Origin of the sequence: Nocardioides sp. AE5 (genome assembly GCF_031844485.1) — a bacterium.
Taxonomy (GTDB): domain Bacteria; phylum Actinomycetota; class Actinomycetes; order Propionibacteriales; family Nocardioidaceae; genus Nocardioides.
The window spans coordinates 148539-167825 of sequence record NZ_JAUZVI010000009.1 but is presented as its reverse complement, the minus strand read 5'-3'; the positions used below and the strand labels follow the sequence as shown (position 1 = coordinate 167825).

Annotated in this window: 21 protein-coding genes; 13 read left to right on the top strand and 8 right to left on the bottom strand. The window is 68.5% G+C overall.

The features are described 5' to 3' along the window. The first annotated feature begins 129 nt into the window (after window positions 1-129). Window positions 130-750 (top strand): hypothetical protein, encoded by a 621-nt coding sequence (locus Q9R27_RS14160; RefSeq protein WP_311253041.1) that lies wholly within the window; start codon window positions 130-132, stop codon window positions 748-750. 10 nt (window positions 751-760) lie between these two features. Here Q9R27_RS14160 and Q9R27_RS14155 read toward each other — a convergent pair whose 3' ends face one another. Next, the gene (locus Q9R27_RS14155) at window positions 761-991 is read right to left on the bottom strand and encodes a hypothetical protein (protein ID WP_311253040.1); all 231 of its coding nucleotides are present in this window, start codon (window positions 989-991) and stop codon (window positions 761-763) included. Beyond that, on the bottom strand, window positions 988-1617 hold the full coding sequence (locus Q9R27_RS14150) for a sigma-70 family RNA polymerase sigma factor (RefSeq protein ID WP_311253039.1): 630 nt from the start codon (window positions 1615-1617) through the stop codon (window positions 988-990). Before Q9R27_RS14150 ends, Q9R27_RS14155 begins: the two co-directional genes overlap by 4 nt. 227 nt (window positions 1618-1844) lie before the next feature. Here Q9R27_RS14150 and Q9R27_RS14145 point away from each other — a divergent pair, with 227 nt between their 5' ends. The 3 genes from Q9R27_RS14145 (at window position 1845) to Q9R27_RS14135 (ending at window position 4107) form a co-directional block, all read left to right on the top strand. Continuing rightward, window positions 1845-2270 (top strand): hypothetical protein, encoded by a 426-nt coding sequence (locus Q9R27_RS14145; RefSeq protein WP_311253038.1) that lies wholly within the window; start codon window positions 1845-1847, stop codon window positions 2268-2270. Between the two features lie 65 nt (window positions 2271-2335). Continuing rightward, on the top strand, window positions 2336-2920 hold the full coding sequence (gene folE, locus Q9R27_RS14140; RefSeq protein WP_397219772.1) for a GTP cyclohydrolase I FolE: 585 nt from the start codon (window positions 2336-2338) through the stop codon (window positions 2918-2920). Then, on the top strand, window positions 2917-4107 hold the full coding sequence (locus Q9R27_RS14135) for an FAD-dependent oxidoreductase (RefSeq protein WP_311253036.1): 1191 nt from the start codon (window positions 2917-2919) through the stop codon (window positions 4105-4107). The genes folE and Q9R27_RS14135 overlap by 4 nt, the downstream gene beginning before the upstream one ends. Before the next feature lie 15 nt (window positions 4108-4122). Here Q9R27_RS14135 and Q9R27_RS14130 read toward each other — a convergent pair whose 3' ends face one another. Together Q9R27_RS14130 and Q9R27_RS14125 are read right to left on the bottom strand one after the other, a co-directional pair. Then, the gene (locus tag Q9R27_RS14130) at window positions 4123-4557 is read right to left on the bottom strand and encodes an SRPBCC family protein (RefSeq protein ID WP_311253035.1); all 435 of its coding nucleotides are present in this window, start codon (window positions 4555-4557) and stop codon (window positions 4123-4125) included. After that, entirely contained in the window at window positions 4554-5438 is an 885-nt protein-coding gene (locus tag Q9R27_RS14125; protein ID WP_311253034.1) for a phosphoribosylaminoimidazolesuccinocarboxamide synthase, read from the bottom strand. Before Q9R27_RS14125 ends, Q9R27_RS14130 begins: the two co-directional genes overlap by 4 nt. Window positions 5439-5499: 61 nt before the next feature. Here Q9R27_RS14125 and Q9R27_RS14120 point away from each other — a divergent pair, with 61 nt between their 5' ends. From Q9R27_RS14120 to Q9R27_RS14080, 9 genes are all read left to right on the top strand, one after another. Beyond that, window positions 5500-5808: an antibiotic biosynthesis monooxygenase gene (locus Q9R27_RS14120; RefSeq protein WP_311253033.1), complete on the top strand. Its 309-nt coding sequence runs from the start codon at window positions 5500-5502 to the stop codon at window positions 5806-5808. Window positions 5809-5952: 144 nt separating this feature from the next. Next, window positions 5953-6579, top strand: coding sequence for a hypothetical protein (locus tag Q9R27_RS14115; RefSeq protein WP_311253032.1), 627 nt, complete (start codon window positions 5953-5955; stop codon window positions 6577-6579). 54 nt (window positions 6580-6633) lie between these two features. Then, window positions 6634-7209, top strand: a complete 576-nt coding sequence (locus tag Q9R27_RS14110; protein ID WP_311253031.1) for a class F sortase — start codon at window positions 6634-6636, stop codon at window positions 7207-7209. A 68-nt stretch (window positions 7210-7277) separates the two neighbouring features. Further along, window positions 7278-7829 (top strand): hypothetical protein, encoded by a 552-nt coding sequence (locus tag Q9R27_RS14105; protein ID WP_311253030.1) that lies wholly within the window; start codon window positions 7278-7280, stop codon window positions 7827-7829. 131 nt (window positions 7830-7960) lie between these two features. Further along, on the top strand, window positions 7961-8452 hold the full coding sequence (locus Q9R27_RS14100) for a hypothetical protein (protein WP_311253029.1): 492 nt from the start codon (window positions 7961-7963) through the stop codon (window positions 8450-8452). Window positions 8453-8462: 10 nt separating this feature from the next. After that, window positions 8463-9143, top strand: coding sequence for a hypothetical protein (locus Q9R27_RS14095; protein ID WP_311253028.1), 681 nt, complete (start codon window positions 8463-8465; stop codon window positions 9141-9143). Continuing rightward, complete coding sequence (locus tag Q9R27_RS14090) at window positions 9143-10114, top strand: PrsW family glutamic-type intramembrane protease (protein WP_311253027.1); 972 nt, start codon at window positions 9143-9145, stop codon at window positions 10112-10114. The genes Q9R27_RS14095 and Q9R27_RS14090 overlap by 1 nt, the downstream gene beginning before the upstream one ends. A 5-nt stretch (window positions 10115-10119) precedes the next feature. After that, the gene (locus tag Q9R27_RS14085; protein ID WP_311253026.1) at window positions 10120-12240 is read left to right on the top strand and encodes a VWD domain-containing protein; all 2121 of its coding nucleotides are present in this window, start codon (window positions 10120-10122) and stop codon (window positions 12238-12240) included. 38 nt (window positions 12241-12278) lie between these two features. Beyond that, window positions 12279-12821 (top strand): hypothetical protein, encoded by a 543-nt coding sequence (locus Q9R27_RS14080; RefSeq protein WP_311253025.1) that lies wholly within the window; start codon window positions 12279-12281, stop codon window positions 12819-12821. 45 nt (window positions 12822-12866) lie between these two features. Here the strand turns inward: Q9R27_RS14080 and Q9R27_RS14075 are convergent, their stop codons facing one another. The 4 genes from Q9R27_RS14075 to purB form a co-directional block, all read right to left on the bottom strand. Next, window positions 12867-15446, bottom strand: coding sequence for a LuxR C-terminal-related transcriptional regulator (locus Q9R27_RS14075; RefSeq protein ID WP_311253024.1), 2580 nt, complete (start codon window positions 15444-15446; stop codon window positions 12867-12869). 139 nt (window positions 15447-15585) lie between these two features. Continuing rightward, window positions 15586-17346: a BCCT family transporter gene (locus Q9R27_RS14070; RefSeq protein WP_311253023.1), complete on the bottom strand. Its 1761-nt coding sequence runs from the start codon at window positions 17344-17346 to the stop codon at window positions 15586-15588. A gap of 84 nt (window positions 17347-17430) precedes the next feature. Further along, a complete protein-coding gene (locus Q9R27_RS14065; protein WP_311253022.1) occupies window positions 17431-17853 on the bottom strand; it encodes a hypothetical protein in 423 nt (140 codons plus the stop codon). A gap of 5 nt (window positions 17854-17858) precedes the next feature. Beyond that, window positions 17859-19277: an adenylosuccinate lyase gene (purB, locus tag Q9R27_RS14060; protein ID WP_311253021.1), complete on the bottom strand. Its 1419-nt coding sequence runs from the start codon at window positions 19275-19277 to the stop codon at window positions 17859-17861. Window positions 19278-19287 lie beyond the last annotated feature (10 nt).

The following is a 19287-nucleotide window of genomic DNA, read 5'->3' as shown; positions in this document are numbered from 1 at the left end:
CCCCCACACTGCTGGGCTCGTCAACACGTGCCGCCTTGACGTTCGACCGAAAGCGGTTGAGTCACCGAACCGACCACGTTGAGTCATCGGGCCGGGCTCGAGTCGCCCGGGAGCACCTAGCCTGCGGGCATGACCCGCGTCGTACCCCGGACCCTGACCGCTGCCCTGGCAACCGCCGTACTGCTGCTCACCTCCTGTGGCGGCTCCGACGGAGACGACGAGACCCCGTCGAACTCCGGGAACGGCGAGAACACCCACCAGAGCGGCGGGAACGGTGGCCAAGACGCGCCCGGCGGCTCCAGCGACGCGAAACCGACCGGCGGCGAGGCGACGCTCACCATCGACGGCACGACGTACGTCTTCGGCTCCGACGTCACCTCGGCGTGCCGGTCGATGCTCGGCATCCTCTTCATGGAGTTCGACCTGATCTCCGTGGACGGCGAGCCGTCGGAGTCCGGCCGGCTCGAGCTCCAAATGTTCGAGAGCGGCGAGCCGATGCCCGAGATGGGTCCCGCCTACGTGCGAGCATGGGCCAACCCGGGCGACAACAACAACTGGGTCGCCGCCGACCCCTCCGCCGAGGGTGGGTACGACGGCGTGGTCCCCGACAGCACCCCACCGCCGAGCCTGACCATCACCATGGACGGCTACCAGGTCAGCGGCACGCAGACCTTCGCCGTCGTCGGCCTGTCGGGCGAAGCCACCTCGGAGACGGTCGAGGGCACCTTCGAGGCCCACTGCACGACCTGAGCGACCGCGCTCATTCGCCGCTGGTGAGCAACTCCAGGAGCGCTTCAGCCTCCTCGGCACAGGCGCCACACGCCCGCAGGTGGACCTGCATCGGCAGGTCGCGGTGCTCCGGATCGGCCAGGAGCCGCTCCACGTAGGTGTCGATCTGGTCGAAACAGTCGTCGCACGACAGATAGGGGCTGGTGTCGAGCAGCAGGCCGTCGATGGCGGCTGCGGTGAGTCGGGGTTCGTGGTGGTTCATGGCTTGCTCCGCTCAGACGGTTCTTCGAGGTGGCCGCTGGCAAGCAGGCACGCACGCAGTCGTTGTCGGGCGTCGTGGAGTGTCTTGTACAGGGCATTGCGATTGGTTCCGAGCCGCGCGGCCAGGACATCGACCGGGACCTGGTCGACCAGCAGGGCCAGAGTGACGCGGCGCTGATGCGGTGTCAGTTCGTGCATGATCGCGACCTCGACCGCACGGTGCAAGTCGCCGGCCTGGACGAGGGCCTCCGGCGTGGGGAGGCGATCCCGTGGCTCAAGGGTGTCGGGCAGGGAGACCTCTCGGTGACGCCAGGCCTGCCGGCGAACGGCCACGCCCGCGTGCAGCACCCCGAACTTGTACACCCAGGTGCTGAACCGACTCCGCCCTTCGAAGGTGTCCAGCTTCCCGAGCACCGCGATCATCGCGTCGGCGGCGGCCTGTTGGGCGAGATCCTCCAGGTCTGCGGTGCCCGCACCCGGCACCTGATGGCGCAGTCGGCCCACCTGGTGCCGGGTGGCACGCAGCAGCAGGTCGAAGAGGTGCTCCTGCGCAGCGTGGCCGGCCGGCCCCGGGGCGGTGAGTTCGCCGACCCACGCCTCCTGCGAGGCCGGGTCGACGTCGGGCATGACTCGATCCATGACGCTCATCTTGGCATCCCCCGGCTTCCGAGACCCGGATCGTCAGGTCGGACCGTCCGCTGCTGGACCTTCATGCCTGGTTGGTGTCGTCCTCGGCGAGGTTCTTACCGAAATTCCTCACGATCTCGGTAAGACGCGCTCGCTCGACGACACATACGGAGCAAGAGACCCGGCAGTCCAAGTGCCGTGGCCACCCGCATCCGAAAGGACCACCCATGACACACGAGACCTCCACCCCGCCCACGGCGAGTTCACTGGTCGGCACCTCCGGCGCCGATCGGGCCTTCTTCCTGCTCCGCACCGTCTTCGTCGTGGCCCCGATCGCGTTCGGGCTGGACAAGTTCCTCGAGATCCTCACCGAGTGGGACGGCTACCTCGCGCCGTGGATCAACGACATCGTCCCCGGCGACGCCCACCAGGCGATGCTGGTCGTCGGCGTGATCGAGATCGTGGCCGGCATCGCCGTTGCGATCACCCCACGCCATGGGGCACTCGTGGTGGCTGCCTGGCTGGCCGGCATCATCGTCAACCTCGTGTCGATGGGTGAGTTCTACGACGTCGCGCTGCGCGACTTCGGCCTGCTGGTCGGCGCCCTGGCCCTGGCCGCCCTCGCCTTCGACCGGCCCGGACGGGACGCGTGAACAGCCAGCCGGTCAGGTCCGAGCCAGCATCCGACCCCACGGTGCCCCGAATCGGAAAGGGAAGCCTGCGATCGGTGGCGAGCCGGCCACGGACCGACGTCGACGCCCCCGGTGCCGAACGGGCGGCAGCCGGGCTGTTGACGGCGTTGGGCCTGGACCTGACGGACGAGAACCTCGTCGAGACCCCACGCCGGATGGCCCACGCACTGATCGAGATGACCAGCGGCCCCGACTTCGAACTCACCACCTTCCCCAACGACGAGGAGTACGACGAGCTGGTGCTGGTGCGCGACATCGCGATGCAGTCGGTCTGCGAGCATCACATGCTCCCCTTCGTCGGCGTCGCTCACATCGGCTATCTGCCCGGGGCCCGGATCCTCGGCCTGTCGAAGTTCGCCCGCATGGTCGAACTGCACGCGCGTCGCCCCCAGACCCAGGAGCGGTTGACCAAACAGATTGCCGACCATCTCCAGACCGCGCTCGACCCGCTGGGCGTCGGTGTGGTGATCGAGGCCGAGCACACCTGCATGAGCCTGCGCGGCGCCCGCAGTCCCGGAGCCCGGACCAGCACCTCGGCGATGTTCGGCAAGTTGCGCGACGACTCGCGCAGCCGTGCGGAATTCCTCTCTCTCACCAGGAGCCATCCATGAGCACACCAACAGACCCATCCATCGAGACGATCGCGATCGTCGGTGCTGGCCTGGCCGGCGTCCACGCGGCCGAGGAGTTGCGTGCTCGCGGCTATCAGCGACGCCTCCTGCTGATCGGGGCGGAGCCACATCTCCCCTATGACCGGCCGCCCCTGTCGAAGGAGGTGATGCTGGGCAAGAAGACGCTCGATGACACCGAGCTCCACCCGGAGCAGTGGTACGCCGATCGTGAGATCCAGGTGCTCACCGACCACCGGATCACCGCACTGGACCTGGCCGGGCGACGCCTCCGGGCGGGCGAGGAGAGCTTCGACTACGACCGACTCCTGCTGGCATGCGGATCCCGTGCCCGACGGCTGGCCGGGATTAAGGTCCCCGGCGTGGACGTGCGGCACCTGCGCACCCGGGAAGACGCGCTCGGCCTGAAGGAGCGGCTCGGTGGCCGGCTGCTGATCATCGGCGGTGGGTGGATCGGACTCGAACTGGCCGCCGCCGCGCGGACGGCCGGGGGCGAGGTCGTCCTCGTCGAGACCGCCTCGCGACCCCTGGCCGGTGTCCTCGGTCCCCAGGTTGCCGAGGTCTTCGCCGATCTGCACCGCAGCCATGGCGTCGACCTGCGCACCGGAACCACGGTGGAGACGGTGGAACGCGCCGGGGAGCGAGCCGAGGCGCGGTTCTCCGACGGCAGTGAGGTCCTCGTCGACACGGTCGTCGTCGCCATCGGTGCCGAGCCGGAGACCACCGTGGCCGAGGCGGCCGGGTTGCGCTGCTCCGGTGGCATCGACGTCGACGCCGCGTTGCGCACGAGCGACCCGTTCGTCTTCGCCGCCGGCGACGTGGCCAACCACGACCATCTGTCCCTGGGCCGGCTGCGCGTCGAGCACTGGGACAACGCGATCGCGCAGGGCAAACACGTCGCCGGCAGCCTGTTGGGGGAGGTCGATCCCTACACCGCGCAGCCCTACTTCTTCACCGACCAATACGACCTCGGCATGGAGTACGTCGGACACGTGGGCGCGGCCGGTCATGACGCGGTGCACGTGCGCGGCGACCTCGCATCCCGGGTGTTCACGGCGTACTGGACCCGGGGTGACCGCGTGGTGGCCGGCATGCACGCCGGGGACTGGGACGCGATCACCCAGATCCGGGAACTCGTCGGCGGGCCAGCATCCGCACTGCCGGCGTGAAGCCCGCGCCGTCGGTCACCCGCCTGCGGTCAGGCGGGCGGCCCGGCGCAGGTCATCGCGAGCGACCCGCGGCCCCAGCAGCTCCAACAGCCCTCCGGCCGGCCGCCACAGCCCGGCGGCGTACGTCGTGGTGGTCGCGGTGATCGTGGTCCCGCCCGCTGCGGCGCCGAGTCCCGGGGTGAGGTCGAGGACCAGGTCGACGACCAGACCACGCCAACTGCCGCGTTCACTCCACCGCACTCCGGGATCGAAGCAGGTGATCTCCATCGTCGGTGCCGGCCCGGCCCAGGTGTGGTCGATCCAGCGGGTGCCGAGGCCGAGCGGATCCTCGGTCAGCAGGGTGACCCGACGCAGGCTGGACTGCCATGCCGGACGGCGTACCGGGTCGGCGAGGAGTGCGAATGCGGCGGCGGGGTCGACGGGGAAGTCGACGGTGACCGAGAAGGTCACCAGCGCGAGCCAGTGAGCAGTTCGAAGGCCTCGACATAGCGGGACCGGGTCAACTCGACCACCTCGGGCGGCAGCGGCGGCGGCTCGGCCCCCGAGGACCTCACCCAGCCGGAGTCCGGCGAGACCAGCCAGTTGCGCACGATCTGCTTGTCGTAAGAGGGCTGGGTGCGGCCGGGCTGCCACTGGTCGGCAGGCCAGTACCGGGAGGAGTCAGGGGTGAGCACCTCATCCGCGAGCACGATGGTGCCATCACCGCGGCGACCGAACTCGAACTTGGTGTCGGCCAGGATGATGCCGCGTTCGCGGGCGATCTGCTCGGCCTGCGCATAGATGGCCAGGGTGCGCTGACGCAGGTCCGCGGCGTCCTCGGCGCCGATGCTGGAGGCCACCGCGTCGAAGGAGACGTTCTCGTCATGGTCGCCGACCTCGGCCTTGGTTGCCGGGGTGAAGATCGGCTCCGCCAGGCGGCTGCCGTCCTGGAGTCCCGCGGGCAGCGGTACACCGCACACGGCGCCGTTCGCGCGGTAGTCGCTCAACCCCGAGCCGGTCAGGTAGCCACGCGCCACGCACTCCACGGGAAACATGTCCAGCGGTTCACAGATCACCGCCCTGCCGCGAACCTGCTCGGGCACGTCGGTGGAGAGCACGTGGTGCTCCACGCCCAAGGTCTCGAACCACCACAGTGACATCCGGGTCAGGATCTCGCCCTTGTCCGGGATGGTGGTGGACAGGACGAAGTCATAGGCGCTGATCCGGTCACTGGCCACCATCAGCAGGTTGCCGGCGTACTCCCCCTCGTCGAGACGGTAGAGGTCACGGACCTTCCCGGAGTGCAGATGAGTGGTGCCGGCGATGGCGGGCGCGTCCGGGATGTTCAGCATGGCGACGATGCTAGCGCCGAGCCAGAGTTAGGTGGACCTAAGTCTGGGTTAGGCTCGGGGCATGCCCATCGTGAAGATCAACGCCATCACCGTCCCCCAGCAGGCCCACGAAGAGTTGGAGCGCCGCTTCGCAGCACGCGCCGGCACCATTGACGGCGCTGCCGGCTTCCTCGGCTTCCAGTTGCTCCGTCCGGTCGCCGGCGAGGAGCGCTATTTCGTGGTCACCCAGTGGGCGGACGAGGAGTCCTTCGCCGCCTGGCGGGACGGCGACGCCCGGGCCGCCCATGCCGGCGAGCAGCATAAGCCGGTCGCCCAGGGCGCCGACCTGCTCGAGTTCGAGGTTGTGATGGACGTGAAGCCCTCCGCCTGACCTCCTCGTCGGACGCCTGTTCAGCGCCCGGTTGAGTCGGTGACCGGCAGCAGATGAGCAGGGTCACCCGGCCCACATGGGTCCGAGTTCGGGAAAGGGTTTGCCTCGGGGAGCGCTCGGCTCCCTCGACGAGGAGATGAACCAATGACCGAACCCGCCAACCTGCGACGCCTGCCACTGGTGTGGCTGATCGCCGTCGCCGTCCTGGTGACGCTCGCCCTGCTGCCATTGCAACGAGCCGAGGCAGCCGACGGGCCGCCAGAGCTGCAGGACTGCCTGCTCGTCCTGCCCGAACCCGACACCACCGACGCCCTCTATTTCGTGGACGAAGAGGTGTGGCCCGCTGGCGACCACCCGCTGACGGCCGATGACTACCCCGGGCTGGACATCACCTTGGAGACCGAGAACCAGACGATCGGCTCGTGGTACATCGCGGTCCCCCTGGACTGCACCGTGACCATCGAAGTCTTCTGCGAAGGATTCTCGATCACCAACCACCTCGACTGGGAAACCACCGGTTTCACCTACCAGTTCGAGGGTGACGAGGTCAGCGACCAGATCGGTCTCGACACGGACGAGACGAGGACCATCACCGGACCCCCCGGCGGCGGGAACGTCGTGGTCACCGTCACCGAAGCCGAGATGCGAAACAGCGCCACCTTCGAGTTGCCCCTCGCGTCGTGCGACGACGTCGAGGACAACCCAGAGGAGGAGGCCGAGGAGACCGAGAAGCCGACCATCCCAACCGTCGCCCCCCGAGCAGGTCTCTGACCCGGCTCTGCGATGAGACCCCCACGACGACGCGGTGCGTCGGGGAGGGCGCTGGTGACCCTGGTCGCCAGCGCCCTCCTGGTAGCGGGGTGCGGTCACGAGCCGAGTGCGCCCGAGGCGCCTGCCGGTCCGGCGACGCACGCGACAGTGGTCCCACCGACCTCGCCGTCGCCCACCTCGACCCCGGCCCACCGTGACCTCGGGCCGCCAACCCGACTCTCGATCCCACGCATCGACGTGGACACCACGGTGGAGCACCTCGGCCTCGCCGAGGACGGCTCACAGGAGGTGCCCCACAGCCTGGCGACCGTGGGTTGGTGGCGGGAGGGTGCCACGCCCGGCGGCGAGGGCAACGTCGTCCTGGTCGGCCACACCGCGAGTTCGGCCGACGGCGTCTTCGACGACCTCGGGAGGCTTCGCCCCGGTGACCGCTTCACCGTGACAGCAACCGACGGGTCCGCCACCTACGTGGTCACCGAGTCCTACGAAATCCGCAATGAGGAATTCGCCGACCACGCCTCCGAGATCTACCGCATCACCGGCGCACCCGGCGCCGTGCTGATGACCTGCAGCACGTGGAACGGTCACACCTACGAGACCACCACCGTGGTCCATGCACGACGTACCTGATCTGCCCACAACTCGGCCACGTGAGCCCACACCCGTGTCACCCCACCCGCGGAATCGAAAGAGTGATCATGAAGCACACCGTCCTGGCGTTGGTCGCCACCGTCGCCCTGGCCCTTGCCGCACCCGCGTGCACAGCCGACGACGATCCGTCATCGAACCAGCCGGTCGGGCAGGCGAACCCCCAGCCGGCACCACAACCCACCAATGCCGGTGCCGACCAGGCGCCCGGCAGCGAGGACCTGGCACCGACGGGAGAGCCACGCGGCACCGTGACCATCGGTGGGGAATCCCACCAGGTCGCCCTCAGCGACATCCCCGCCGCGACGTGCCAGCTGACACCCGAATTCGTCGTCGTGGTCGACATGGTCTCGCCCGACGGCATCCAGCTCCACACCGGGTACGTCCCGATCGCGGAGATCTGGCAGGCCACGCTGCATGTCAGCGGGCCCCCGACGTGGCTCGCCGGGACCGAGGCCGCAGCTCCGGGGAACGACGTCACGTTCGAACCGGGCGACGGGCGGCTCGTGATCTCCGGGACCTGGGTCGCGGCCGACGGGTCCGGCGCCACCCAGGACGTGCGCGTGGACCTGGCCTGCCCCGGGACTCTGTCCGCTGGTTGAGTCGCCGTACGGCGGAAATGAGCACTCCTCCTCGCCCCGCGGGAGCCGAGATGCCGGGATTGTCGTCACCAGGGCACCCGTATGCCCTGACCACCGCCCCAGCAAGCCGCCACCGGAACGGAACATCCACCATGTCCATCAATGCCTCGTCGTTCACCACCCTGAGCAAGGTCGAGCAGGGTGCCCTCATAGCTGGGGGCCTCTCCCTGATCCTTTCCTTCATCGGCAGCTACATCCGGGTCTCCATCGACGGGGTCGAGATGTTCGGGAACTTCTCGTCAGGGACCAACGCTTGGACCAGTTATGCCACGCTCGGCATGCTGCTGATCCTCGCCGCGACCGCGCTGGTCGTGGTGCGCCTCTTCGCCGCGGCCATCCTGCCGAGCGGCGTCCCGTGGTATCTGATCACCTTGGCCGCCAGCGCCTTGGGCACCTTCCTCATCATCTTGCGAGCACTGACCGCGAGCGACAGTGCCTTCGGGGCCAGCGTCGGTCCCGGATGGTCAGGTTGGGCCCTCTTCATCACCACGATCGCCCTGACCGCCTGCACGGCACTGATGTTCAAGGCATCTGGCGAGAAGCTTCCCGATCTCCCCAAGCCCGACGCGTCTCCGAACGCCTGAGCGAGGGCTGATGAGCACCCTGCTGCAGGAGTTGGCCGACGCCCTGCTCGCCAGCAGCCCGAACTCGCCGGGAGATCCGGGAGGCACTCCTTGGTCGAGCGGCCCCCCGATCGGCACCGGCGGCGGGGGACCCCCGGGATTCGGGGGCGGCGGCAACGGCGGCGATGACGGCCGCGGCGGCGGTGGCGGCGGTGGCGGCGGGGACAACGGCGGTGAGAACGGTGGCGGTGGTGGCGACAACGGCGACGGTGGTGAGGAGGAGAGGCCGGGCCGCAAGAAGAAGAAGCGGGTCACCCTGAAGGACCTCCTCAAGTCGGCCAAGAAGGCAGCCGAGGACATGTATGACATCGGCAGTGAGGCTTGGGACTTCCACACCAAGGACTACGAGGACATGGACCAGAACGAGCGCGATGTCCACGACGCGCTCCACGGGCGGCCCCGCAGCGAGGAGCAGCAGGCCGGTGACGAACTCCTCGAGGAGATGATGGACAAGGCCCTGGACAATTTGGACGACGCCGCGCCTCCCGGAGCCGGCGAGGGAATCAAGTTCATCGCCGACCAGGCCGAGAAGACCCTGCGCGGCGGAGCGGCGGGGGTCGAGGGGGCCAAGCACATCCAGGACCGCTCGAAGAACATCGACGAACGGATTGCCCGCGACACCCAGCAGGAGTCCAGCAAGGACGACGACTGATGGCGCGCTTGCTCGCGAGGATCCCGTGGCGCTTGATCGCCTGGCTCAGCATGCTGGTCTCGCTGGCCCTCTTTGCCTGGACCCTGCCCGGGCTGGCCGACGGCGACTGGTCCCGGATCCGCACGTCGGCGTGGCACAACACCTCGGGCCTGCTGGTGCTGTGGGCACTCTCGGCCCTGGCCCGCAGCCGCACCTTGTTCAACCTGGTCGGCACCTTCCTCGGCGGCTATTTCACCGCGATCTGGATCGCCGTGCTCGGCGGGCGGGCCACCGGCTCCTGGCTGGGCGAGACCGACCTGCTCCAACTGTCCGTCGCGGTGCCGGTGATCGAGGAGTTGGCCAAGCTCGTGCCGCTGCTCATCGTCGTCCTGGCCTGGCGATGGCGGACCGATCGCTCACCCGGCATAGTCGACTTCACCTTGATGGGGATGGCATCGGGAGCCGGCTTCGCCTTCCACGAGGACGGCCTGTGGCAGCGCCTGTCCGGCTCGGGCCTGGACTCCCCACTCGGCTGGCTGTGGCCCTCCATGTACGCCGAGACCGGCACCGTGGCCGGCCACGTGGTGTGGACCGGTCTGGTCGGCTTGGGCGTGGGCATGTGGATGACCCGCGCCGTACGTCGGCTCTCGTGGCTGGCGCCGGTGGTGCTGCTGGCCGTGGTGGTGGCCGACCACGGGATCTGGAACAACGTTGCCGCGCGTGAGGACTGGTCACTGCTGCGCTTGGACGGCTGGCTGGTGCCGGGGCTGCTGCTCTCGGCCCTGCTGGTGGCACTGGTCCGCGAGACCTGGCGCCTGCACCGCCTCACCGACGGCCTGGCCACGGCGATGCTGCTCCGGCTCCCGAGCCGAGCCGTGCGCGGCGGGGTCCTGGTCGGCCCCCGCAAGGCGTGGCAGGCCAACGAACTGCTCCGGGACCTGGCCCTGGAGATCCACGGTCGCCCCGACGCCACCGTGGGGAAGGACCTGTGATGCCGATGTCCCGCACGCACCGTACCCGAGGCCTGCTGGCGCTGGTCGGCATGCTGTTGCTGGTGCCGCTCTTGGTCGCCTGCGAGTCCAACCCGCCCGGCGACCCGTGTGCCTCCGGTGACGGCGACCCCCCACTCTTCGCGACCAACGGCCCCACGTGCGAACCGCAGCCGCCGTGCCCGGACTGCGGCGGAGGATGGGGCGATCCCCACATCGTCACCCACGACGGTGACCGCTACAACCTGATGGCCGTGGGTGAGTTCACCTTGGCCAGCAACGGCGAGACCGAGGTCCAGATCCGCACCGCCCCGATGGGCAGTTCCCGGGTCGCCTCGATGATCGACGCGGCCGCCGTACGACACGGGGACACCACCGTCTCGGTCGAGCGTGGGGATGGCGCCGAACTGGCGGTCCATCTCAACGGACGGGCCCGGACGGTCACCGACACCCTCGGCGAGGGTGACGCAGTGCTGTTCTGGGAGGCCGACGACCGGACCCTCACCATCGCCCTGCCCGACGAGATCTACGTCTTCGTCGACGTCTACGGCACCCATCTGGACGTGTGGGTGCAGATGAGCGGTGAGACCACCGGGCTCCTCGGCGACAACGACGGCGACGACACCAACGACCGCCGGACCCGCCAGGGTGAAGCTTTTCCGACGGATGCCTCGTTCGAGGACTTCTACGGCGTCTTCGCCGAGAGTTGGCGGATCACCAACGAGGATTCCGCGTTCCACTACGGTCCCGGCGAGGACACCGAGACCTACACCGACCGGACCTTCCCCGACCAGCCGATCAGCATGGACATGTTCAGCGCCGAGACTCGAGCCTGGGCCGAGCAGGTGTGCACCGACGCCGGAGTGCAGGACCCCTTCTTCGACGACTGCGTGCTGGACGTCGCCGTCAGCGAGGACGAGGACCTGGCCACCAGCGCGCAGACCGCGCAGGAGATGTGGCTCGGATCCGGGCGCACCGTCCGCAACCGGCTCAGGCCCGACGCGACCGGCCCGACGTCGTTCGAGCCGAGCCGAGCCCTGTGGACCGCCGAGCTCGGCCCGGGCTTCCCCCGGGACGTGGAGATCATCCCGGTTCACGACACCCTGCTGGCAGTGGGCAACAACCGGGTCGTGGCCCTGGACCCGGACGACGGCACGGAACTGTGGCGCCTCGAGGACATCGCACACTCCTGCCGCGTCGCGGCGCTCGGACCCGATGCCTTGGTCATGATCGCGCACCGCGAGAGCGCATGGAGCGTGGACAAGAAGCCCTCCCTGATCGTGGTGGACCGGGCAACCGGCGAGGTGCGCAGCAGCGTCGTGGGGGGCAACCCGACCTATTGCGCACCGATCAGCGTGCACGAGGACACCGTGATCACGCTGAACTACCACGGCGGCAACGCCGGTTGGCGGATGGGCGAGACCGGGCTGGTCGAGGCCTGGCACGAGGACGGCAACCTCCAGCATGCAGGCGTGCTCGCCGATGGGCGCCTCGTGGCCCACGACTACTCCGACGCGCAGGCACAAGAAGTCATCCTGGTCGACCGCACCGGGAAGGTCGGTTCGTTCCCGCTGTCCGCCGGACAGGAAGTCACTCAGCCGATGGTGGCCGACGCAGACCTGGTTGCCGTCCCACTCCGGGTCACCGGCACGGAAGAGCAGGCCGCGATGCTGGGCCTGCGGGTCGCCGACAACACCTTCGAGCAGGTCTGGCAGCTCGACGTCCCGTTGACCGCTCCCAATGACGTCCCCGTGGCATCCGGGTTGTCCTTGCTGACCGTGCGCGCCGGCCTGCTGGTGGCCCACCACAGCCACGCCCTGGTCGGGATCGACATCGCCACCGGCGAGGTGCTCTGGGCACAGGACGGGGGCGCCTTCCACCAGGCCAACCCGCCCTTGATCACCGAGGACCGGATCTATCAGGGCGACATGGGTGGATTCGCCTACACCTATCCGCTGGACGGCAGTGAGCGCGTGCAACTCGGCCCGCTGGGCTTCCTCGGCGCGGAAGCGACGGTGACCAGGTTCGGTCCGGCACTGGGCGAGAACATCCTGCTCCACGTCCGCGCCAGGATCGCGGACGGCCAGACCGACTACGTGGTGCTGGTGCCGCCCGCAACAACACCATGACCACCTGTTCGATCCTTCACCCACATCACGGAGGAACCATGAAGATCACGACACCCGGCACTCTGCTCGCCACCGCGCTGCTGGGCGCGGCCCTGCTCGGCGGCTGCAGCAGCGACGAAACCCCCGACGAGTCGACCGGCGGCAGCCTGACGGATCCGGGCGGATCCGGCGACGGGCAGGCCGCCCGCAACACCGAATCGTCGATGAGGGTCATCGACGCCAGCGGACTCACCCCCAGCAAGAGGATTGCGGTCGAGGAGTTGCAGTGCAAGCGAGAGCCCCAGCCCCTCACCGATGGGGTCGGCACGATGACGCTGCAGGTCAGCGTCAAGGGAACCGCCGACGACGGCAGCACCGTGGTGTTTGCCTTCATCCGATACGGCGAGGACACCGAGGAGCCACGCGACGAGGTCACCCTCACCATCGGGTCCGGCACGGACGACAAGGTCACCTACAGCCTCGGCATGAACGTCGGCACGGTGAATGTCTTCGAGGACGAGGTGATGTCTCCTGGCGTGCCTCTGGCTCACCCGGCCGATCCGACCCAGGGCGTCGCGCTCAGCTTCGCGCTGAACTGCTGAGCACGGGGCTGTTGACCACGGCTGGCCCTTCCGGTGCGGGCAAGGTCACCCCAGCAACGGTGCCAGGTCCTCCCGCCCGTCCACACCCAACTTGGCGTAGGCATGGTGCAGGTGGTTGCCGACCGTGCGCGGGGAGAGGAAGGTCCGCTCGGCGATCTCCCGGTTGCTGAGCCCGTCCGCGCCCAGCACCGCGATCTCGACCTCGCGGACCGAGAGCGGATCCTGGCAGTCCACCACCGGAGCCGACAGCCACCCCGAGCGCAGCGTGTGGGCGGTCGCCCGGGCCGCCGAGCGGCGCGCGCGCAGGCCATCGTCGTCGGCCCGGGCACTGGCAGCCAGGGTGATCGCGGCCAGATAGCGCGCCCCGGAGTCCTCGAAGGAACGGGCCACGTCGAGCACCCGATTCTGGTCACCCGCCACCAAGCCCGCGGCGACCTCCCGGAACCGACCCATCAAGGGGGCGTCCGGACCGGTGCAGACGTCGGCCAGCACGGGAGCGATGTCTCCCGGCGAGCCGTGGAAGAGGGCCTCGAAGACCGCGATCGAACCGAGACTGACATGGTTGGCCGCCACCGCGGCGACCCCTGAGTCGACAGCCAGCTTCGCTGCCGCCACGGGATCCTGCAGGGCCAGCGCAGCGGCCTCCGCCCTTCCCACGATGGCCCGGCTCCGGGCATCGACTCCGCGCTCCTCGACCTCGGTCAGCAGCAACGCGGCTCGCTCCGCGTCACCACGCAGGGCGACCATCAGCGCCGCATGACCCAGCCCGAAGACCAGCGCGTTGTAGGGATCATGGCGACGCAACTGTTGCACTGCTTCCAGGGCAACGTCCGCGGCCCGCGGGTCGGCGGCCTGGAGGAGAGCGTCGGCCGACAGAGCGGCGCACACACCGCGCGGGGAACCGGTCCGCCGCAACTCGGCCAACTCGGTGACCGCGGTGTGCACCGCGCCCTCGGTGTCGGCGGCGAGCATCCGCTCCCCCACCGCGATGGCGCAGACCAGGTCCGGACCCTCGGGCCGCTCACTGCTCACTTCGCCGAACGACCTCTGCACCCGGCGGACCACCTGCTCGAGCCCGTCCGTGCTGCCCAACATCACCTGGGCATAGCAGAGGTTCACCCCTGCCGTGCTTGCGCTGAGCGGGTCCAGGTCATCCTTGGCCAACAACAGCCGCGCGGTCAGCACGGCGTCATCGAACTCACCCCACAAGGTGGCCAGGAAGGCGGCCTCACAGAGCAGCAGGTCGACCAGCACCGGGTCGTTGACCCCAGCAGCAGCATCCGTCAGAACGGTGATGGCCGCCTTGGGATCCTGGCGTTGCCAGGCCTCCAGCGCGGACCGGGTCAGCGCCACCCGACGTACCGCGTCATCGTCCGGAGCCAGCACTGCGGCCTGGGCGAGCCACACCTCCGCCGCTGCGGCGTCGTTGCGCCACCGGGCCACCTCGGCCAGCACGTAGGCGGCGCGCCAGTGCTGACGAGCCGCTGGCGTAGCCAGGCGCACCGCGGAGTCCACGTCGAGCGCCGTCAACGCCTCCCAAGCAGCGCTCGCTGAGACGTGCACCGGCATCGGGGAGCCGTACTCGGTGAACCAAGCGGCGGCCGACATCGCAGCGTGTGGCGAGAGCTGCTCGCGGTCCGCCACCACCCGGCAGAGCTGCCCCAAGATCTCCAGACGCCGGCTGACCGGCATCGCCGCGCGCACCGCACGACCGATCAGGGCGTGCGCGGTGCGGACCGTCCACACACCGTTCATGTTGTCCACCCGAGCCAGGCCACGCTCCTCGAGCTCCGCCAGCACCGAGACCCTTGCCGCGTCGGGATCGACCCGGATCAGGGAGAAGTCGACCGGCTCGGCAACAGCCAGTCGCTCCATCGCGTCGCTCAACTCCCGGGGCAGTCGCCGGACCCGGGAACTGATCACCTCGGTGACCCTGGCCCCGACCGGCAGCTCACCGTCCACGACATAACACTCACCGACCCGGTGGATGGTGCCACTGTCGGCGGCATCGGTCAGCAGTTCACCCAACAACAGAGGAAGGCCACGCACTGCCTCGACCACGGGAACGCCGGCATCGTCCGCCAACGGTGCACCAAGATGCTCTGCCGCCAGGGCCAGGATCTCGTCCCCCGGCATCGGGCCGAGCTCCACGTGTGTCATCGTGTCGGCATGGAGCAGGCGCTCCAGCGTGGGCGGAATCTCGTCGGGCGTGGTGACCGCCAGGGCGACCGAACATTCTCGGGCTCGGATCATCTCCGCGACCAGCGCCAGGCTGGCGTCGTCGAGCAAGTGCGAGTCGTCGATGCAGGCAAGCACCCGGCGATCATCGCCGGCCTCGGCGACGATGGTGCGCAAGACGTGCGCGATCAACAGCGCCTCGGAGTCCGGTGGCTCGGCCGGCAGAAGGGAAGCCAGCGCACCCATCGGGATGTGGCGAGCCGCGTCGTACCCGGAGAGGCTGACCACCCGCCACCCCTGGGTGTCGAGCTGGGCGGCCACCTCGGCCAGGAGTCGAGACTTGCCCACGCCGGACTGTCCGGTGACGGTGACGTGCCCCGGGGCGTCCACCAGTGCGCGCAGCACTGTGCGCACCTCACCCGTGCGCCCCACGAACGGAACCCCCATGGCGCACAGGTTATCGGAGGTTGACCTTGCTGCCAGTGGGAGCGTGCACCCAATCAGGGCGAAGGGGACACCCGCTGGAAATGACCGCGACACGCCGTGCGTACGACGTGTCGCGGTCGAGCGGTGTTGGTTCGGTGGCTCAGTCGTTCTTGTGCTGCGCAAGCACCTTCTCGACATGTAGCTCCACCGGCTCACCGAAGTGCTCATCGAAGTTCTCGGTGAGATCCTCGGTCACTGAAACGCCCACGTCCTTGGCCAGTTCCTCCCGGACCGCCCGCCGACGTGCTCGTTCCATCAGGCGGTGTTCGCCCCGCAGTTCCTTGGCGATTGCCACGCACATCAACAGCATGATCACCGCGAACGGCAAAGCGATGATGATCGCGCCGTACTGCAACGCAGCCAACCCCCCAGCGAGCAGCAGGGCGATGGCTACCGCACCTTCCAACACAGCCCAGAGCACACGGCTCCATGTCGGAGGTTCGGGGTCGCCGCCGGAGGCCAGCATGTCGACCACCAAGGAGCCGGAGTCGGAGGAGGTGATGAAGAAGATCGTGATCAGAACCACCGCAACAATCGCCATCAGCGTAGACATCGGCAGCGTGTCCAGCAGCCCAAAGAGCGATCCTTCCTGCTCCACAGCGGGGTTCCCATCGGCATCCTCGCCGACCAGACCGCCGTCGGAGAACATCTCCTGGAAGATGCCCGAGCCACCTAGGACGGAGAACCAGAAGAAGGTGACCATGGTGGGCACCAGGAGCACGCCCCCCACGAACTGACGGATGGTCCGGCCGCGGGAGATACGGGCGATGAAGACTCCGACGAAGGGCGCCCACGAGACCCACCAACCCCAATAGAAAATGGTCCAACTCGATTGCCAGCCGCTGCCCGTCCGGGCGCCTTCACCCACCATGGCCTCATCCCAAGTGAAGGTGGCGTTGTCGAAGGTCAGTGGGATGACCTGGGCCAGGTAAACCCCGATGTTCTCCAGCCAACCACGCAGCAGGAAGAGTGTTGGACCGAGGAACAGCACCACCACGACGAAGATCGCTGCCAAGCCGAGGTTGAAGTTCGAGAGCCACTTGATGCCCTTGCCGACGCCGCTGACCACGGACAAGGTGGCCAGAGCCGTGATGACCACGATCAGTCCGATCAGGATCGGGTCGGTCACCTCATCGAAGACACCCAGATGGACCAAACCTGCTCCGATCTGCTGCACACCCAGACCAAGTGAAGTCGCCACGCCGGCCACCGTGCCGACGACAGCAACCGTGTCGATGACGTCACCGATCCAGCCCTTCACGCGGTCGCCGAAGATCGGTTCCAGGGCCCACCGGATGGAGACCGGGTTGCCCTTGCGGTGGATGGAGTAGGCCAGCGCCAGGCCGACCACGACATAGATCGCCCAGGCGTGGAAGCCCCAGTGCAGGAAGACCTGGGCCATCGCCTGGTGGGCCAGGTCCGCACCCTCGGCGTCGACGCCGGGCTTGATGTCGGTGAACGTGTAGGTGAGCGGCTCGGCCACCCCCCAGAAGACCAGGCCGATTCCCATTCCGGCCGCGAAGAGCATGCAGAACCAGGCCAGCGTGCTGAACTCGGGTTCCTCGTCGTCCGGGCCCAGACGGATGTCACCGAACCGACTCAATCCCATCCAGAGCGAGAAGATCAGGAAGATTGCGATGGAGAGGACGTAGAACCAGCCGAACTTGTCCACGATGTGCAGCTGGACGTCCCAGAGCTTCTCCGCGGTCAGGTCCGGCTTGAAGATCGCCAACAGCGTGGCCGCCAGCAGAATCCCGAAAGCGGGATAGAAGACTCCTGGATGGATTCCGCCTGGCCCCTTGTTCATGATCCGTGCCGCGTTCGCCTCCGCCTGAGACGACTCCACCGGTTGTTTGCTCACCTTCACTCCTTCAAGATTCGTGACTCGTTGTCAACCGCACGACCTTTTCAGGAATTGATCAACCCTGCAACCGATACACCGGGCTCAGGAGGCGAGAACCGCGGCCAGGACGACCAGCAGCGTCGGGATCCCGATCAGCACCAGCAACAGCAGGGCCAGGGCCCACTTGCCCGGGGCCTTGACCGGTTCGAAGCCGATCGCGCCCTTCACGAAGGTGGCCACCGGCAACGCATAGAAGACGTCCACGGTCTGCCCGGAGGCGACCTGGACCGGCAGCTCCGCCCGGCCGTACTTCCACAGCCATTGGCCGTGTCCGGCCACCAGGTGCGTGCCGGGGATCACCGGGATGGTGGCCTGCCCCTGCACCATCGGCACCGGGTGTCCGTCAAGGGTGATCTGAGGTGGGGTCCAGCTGGTGGAGATCTTGTGCCGGGCGTTGATCCGGACGAAGCCCGGCGGTGGCAGGGGCGGTTGGCCGGGCTGGAGCGGGCCAGGTGGTGGGGGCATGGTCATTAGAGGATCTCTCCCGGGGAATAGGCTGCGGCCTCCGGATGGCGGGCCACCAGCTCCTCTACCCGGCGTACGACGGCTTGAACCTGCGCCACTGCTGCACCGGTGAACGCGATCGGGTCGGCAACCAGCGCATCGATCTGGTCCCGGGTCAGCCCGAGCCTCTCGTCGGCGGCGAGCCGGGCGAACAGGTCGTTCTCGGCCAGACCCTGGCGCATCTCCAGCGCGACACCGACGGCGTTCTCCTTGATCGCCTCGTGGGCGGACTCGCGGCCGACGCCGTTGCGGACCGCGCTCATCAGCACCTTGGTGGTGGCCAGGAACGGCAGGTAGCGGTCGAGTTCGCGCTGGATCACCGCAGGGAAGGCACCGAACTCGTCGAGCACGGTGAGGAAGGTCTGGAAGAGGCCGTCGGCGGCGAAGAACGCATCCGGCAGCGCGACCCGGCGGACCACGGAGCAGGAGACGTCGCCCTCGTTCCACTGGTCGCCGGCCAGCTCGCTGACCATGGAGAGGTGGCCGCGCAGGATCACCGCCAGCCCGTTGACCCGCTCGCACGAACGCGTGTTCATCTTGTGCGGCATCGCCGAGGAGCCGACCTGGCCCTCCTTGAAGCCCTCGGTGACCAGTTCGATCCCGGCCATCAACCGGATCGTGGTGGCCAGGTTGGACGGACCGGAGACCAACTGCACCAGCGCGGAGACGGCGTCGAAGTCGAGCGAGCGCGGATAGACCTGGCCGACGCTGGTCAGCACGTTGTCGAAGCCGAGGTGGGCGGCGACCCGCTGCTCCAAAGCGGCCAGCTTCGACCCGTCGCCGTCGAGCAGGTCGAGCATGTCCTGGGCGGTGCCGACCGGCCCCTTGATCCCGCGCAGCGGATACCGCGCGATCAGCTCCTCGATCCGGGCCATCCCCGTGAGCATCTCGTCGGCGATCGTGGCGAACCGTTTGCCGAGCGTGGTGGCCTGGGCGGCGACGTTGTGCGAGCGTCCGGCCATCACGGTGGTCTCGTGCTCGCCGGCCAGGCGCGCAAGCCGGGCCAGGGTGGCCACCGCGCGGTCCCGGATGAGCCGCAGCGAGGAGAGCACCTGGAGTTGCTCGACGTTCTCGGTCAGGTCACGCGAGGTCATCCCCTTGTGGATGTGCTGATGACCGGCCAGGGCGCAGAACTCCTCGATCCGGGCCTTCACATCGTGCCTGGTGACCCGCTCCCGTCCAGCGATGGAGTCGAGGTCGACCTGGTCGACGACTGCCTCGTAAGCCTCGATGACACCGTCGGGGACGTCGATGCCGAGCTCCTTCTGGGCGCGGAGGACGGCGATCCAGAGTTGGCGCTCGAGCACGATCTTGTGCTCCGGCGACCAGATCTCGGCCAGATCGGCGGCGGCATAGCGGGTGGCAAGAACATTGGGAACGGTCACGGGGGCAAGT

Bases quoted from the DNA above. Each gene is read 5' to 3' on its own strand.
- Q9R27_RS14075 (WP_311253024.1), bottom strand. From the start codon at position 15,446: ATGGGGGTTCCGTTCGTGGGGCGCACGGGTGAGGTGCGCACAGTGCTG.
- Q9R27_RS14100 (WP_311253029.1), top strand. From the start codon at position 7,961: ATGTCCATCAATGCCTCGTCGTTCACCACCCTGAGCAAGGTCGAGCAG.
- Q9R27_RS14115 (WP_311253032.1), top strand. From the start codon at position 5,953: ATGACCGAACCCGCCAACCTGCGACGCCTGCCACTGGTGTGGCTGATC.
- Q9R27_RS14105 (WP_311253030.1), top strand. From the start codon at position 7,278: ATGAAGCACACCGTCCTGGCGTTGGTCGCCACCGTCGCCCTGGCCCTT.
- Q9R27_RS14155 (WP_311253040.1), bottom strand. From the start codon at position 991: ATGAACCACCACGAACCCCGACTCACCGCAGCCGCCATCGACGGCCTG.
- Q9R27_RS14090 (WP_311253027.1), top strand. From the start codon at position 9,143: ATGGCGCGCTTGCTCGCGAGGATCCCGTGGCGCTTGATCGCCTGGCTC.
- Q9R27_RS14065 (WP_311253022.1), bottom strand. From the start codon at position 17,853: ATGCCCCCACCACCTGGCCCGCTCCAGCCCGGCCAACCGCCCCTGCCA.
- Q9R27_RS14080 (WP_311253025.1), top strand. From the start codon at position 12,279: ATGAAGATCACGACACCCGGCACTCTGCTCGCCACCGCGCTGCTGGGC.
- Q9R27_RS14135 (WP_311253036.1), top strand. From the start codon at position 2,917: ATGAGCACACCAACAGACCCATCCATCGAGACGATCGCGATCGTCGGT.
- Q9R27_RS14145 (WP_311253038.1), top strand. From the start codon at position 1,845: ATGACACACGAGACCTCCACCCCGCCCACGGCGAGTTCACTGGTCGGC.
- Q9R27_RS14120 (WP_311253033.1), top strand. From the start codon at position 5,500: ATGCCCATCGTGAAGATCAACGCCATCACCGTCCCCCAGCAGGCCCAC.
- Q9R27_RS14085 (WP_311253026.1), top strand. From the start codon at position 10,120: ATGTCCCGCACGCACCGTACCCGAGGCCTGCTGGCGCTGGTCGGCATG.
- Q9R27_RS14150 (WP_311253039.1), bottom strand. From the start codon at position 1,617: ATGCCCGACGTCGACCCGGCCTCGCAGGAGGCGTGGGTCGGCGAACTC.
- Q9R27_RS14125 (WP_311253034.1), bottom strand. From the start codon at position 5,438: ATGCTGAACATCCCGGACGCGCCCGCCATCGCCGGCACCACTCATCTG.
- Q9R27_RS14160 (WP_311253041.1), top strand. From the start codon at position 130: ATGACCCGCGTCGTACCCCGGACCCTGACCGCTGCCCTGGCAACCGCC.
- Q9R27_RS14095 (WP_311253028.1), top strand. From the start codon at position 8,463: ATGAGCACCCTGCTGCAGGAGTTGGCCGACGCCCTGCTCGCCAGCAGC.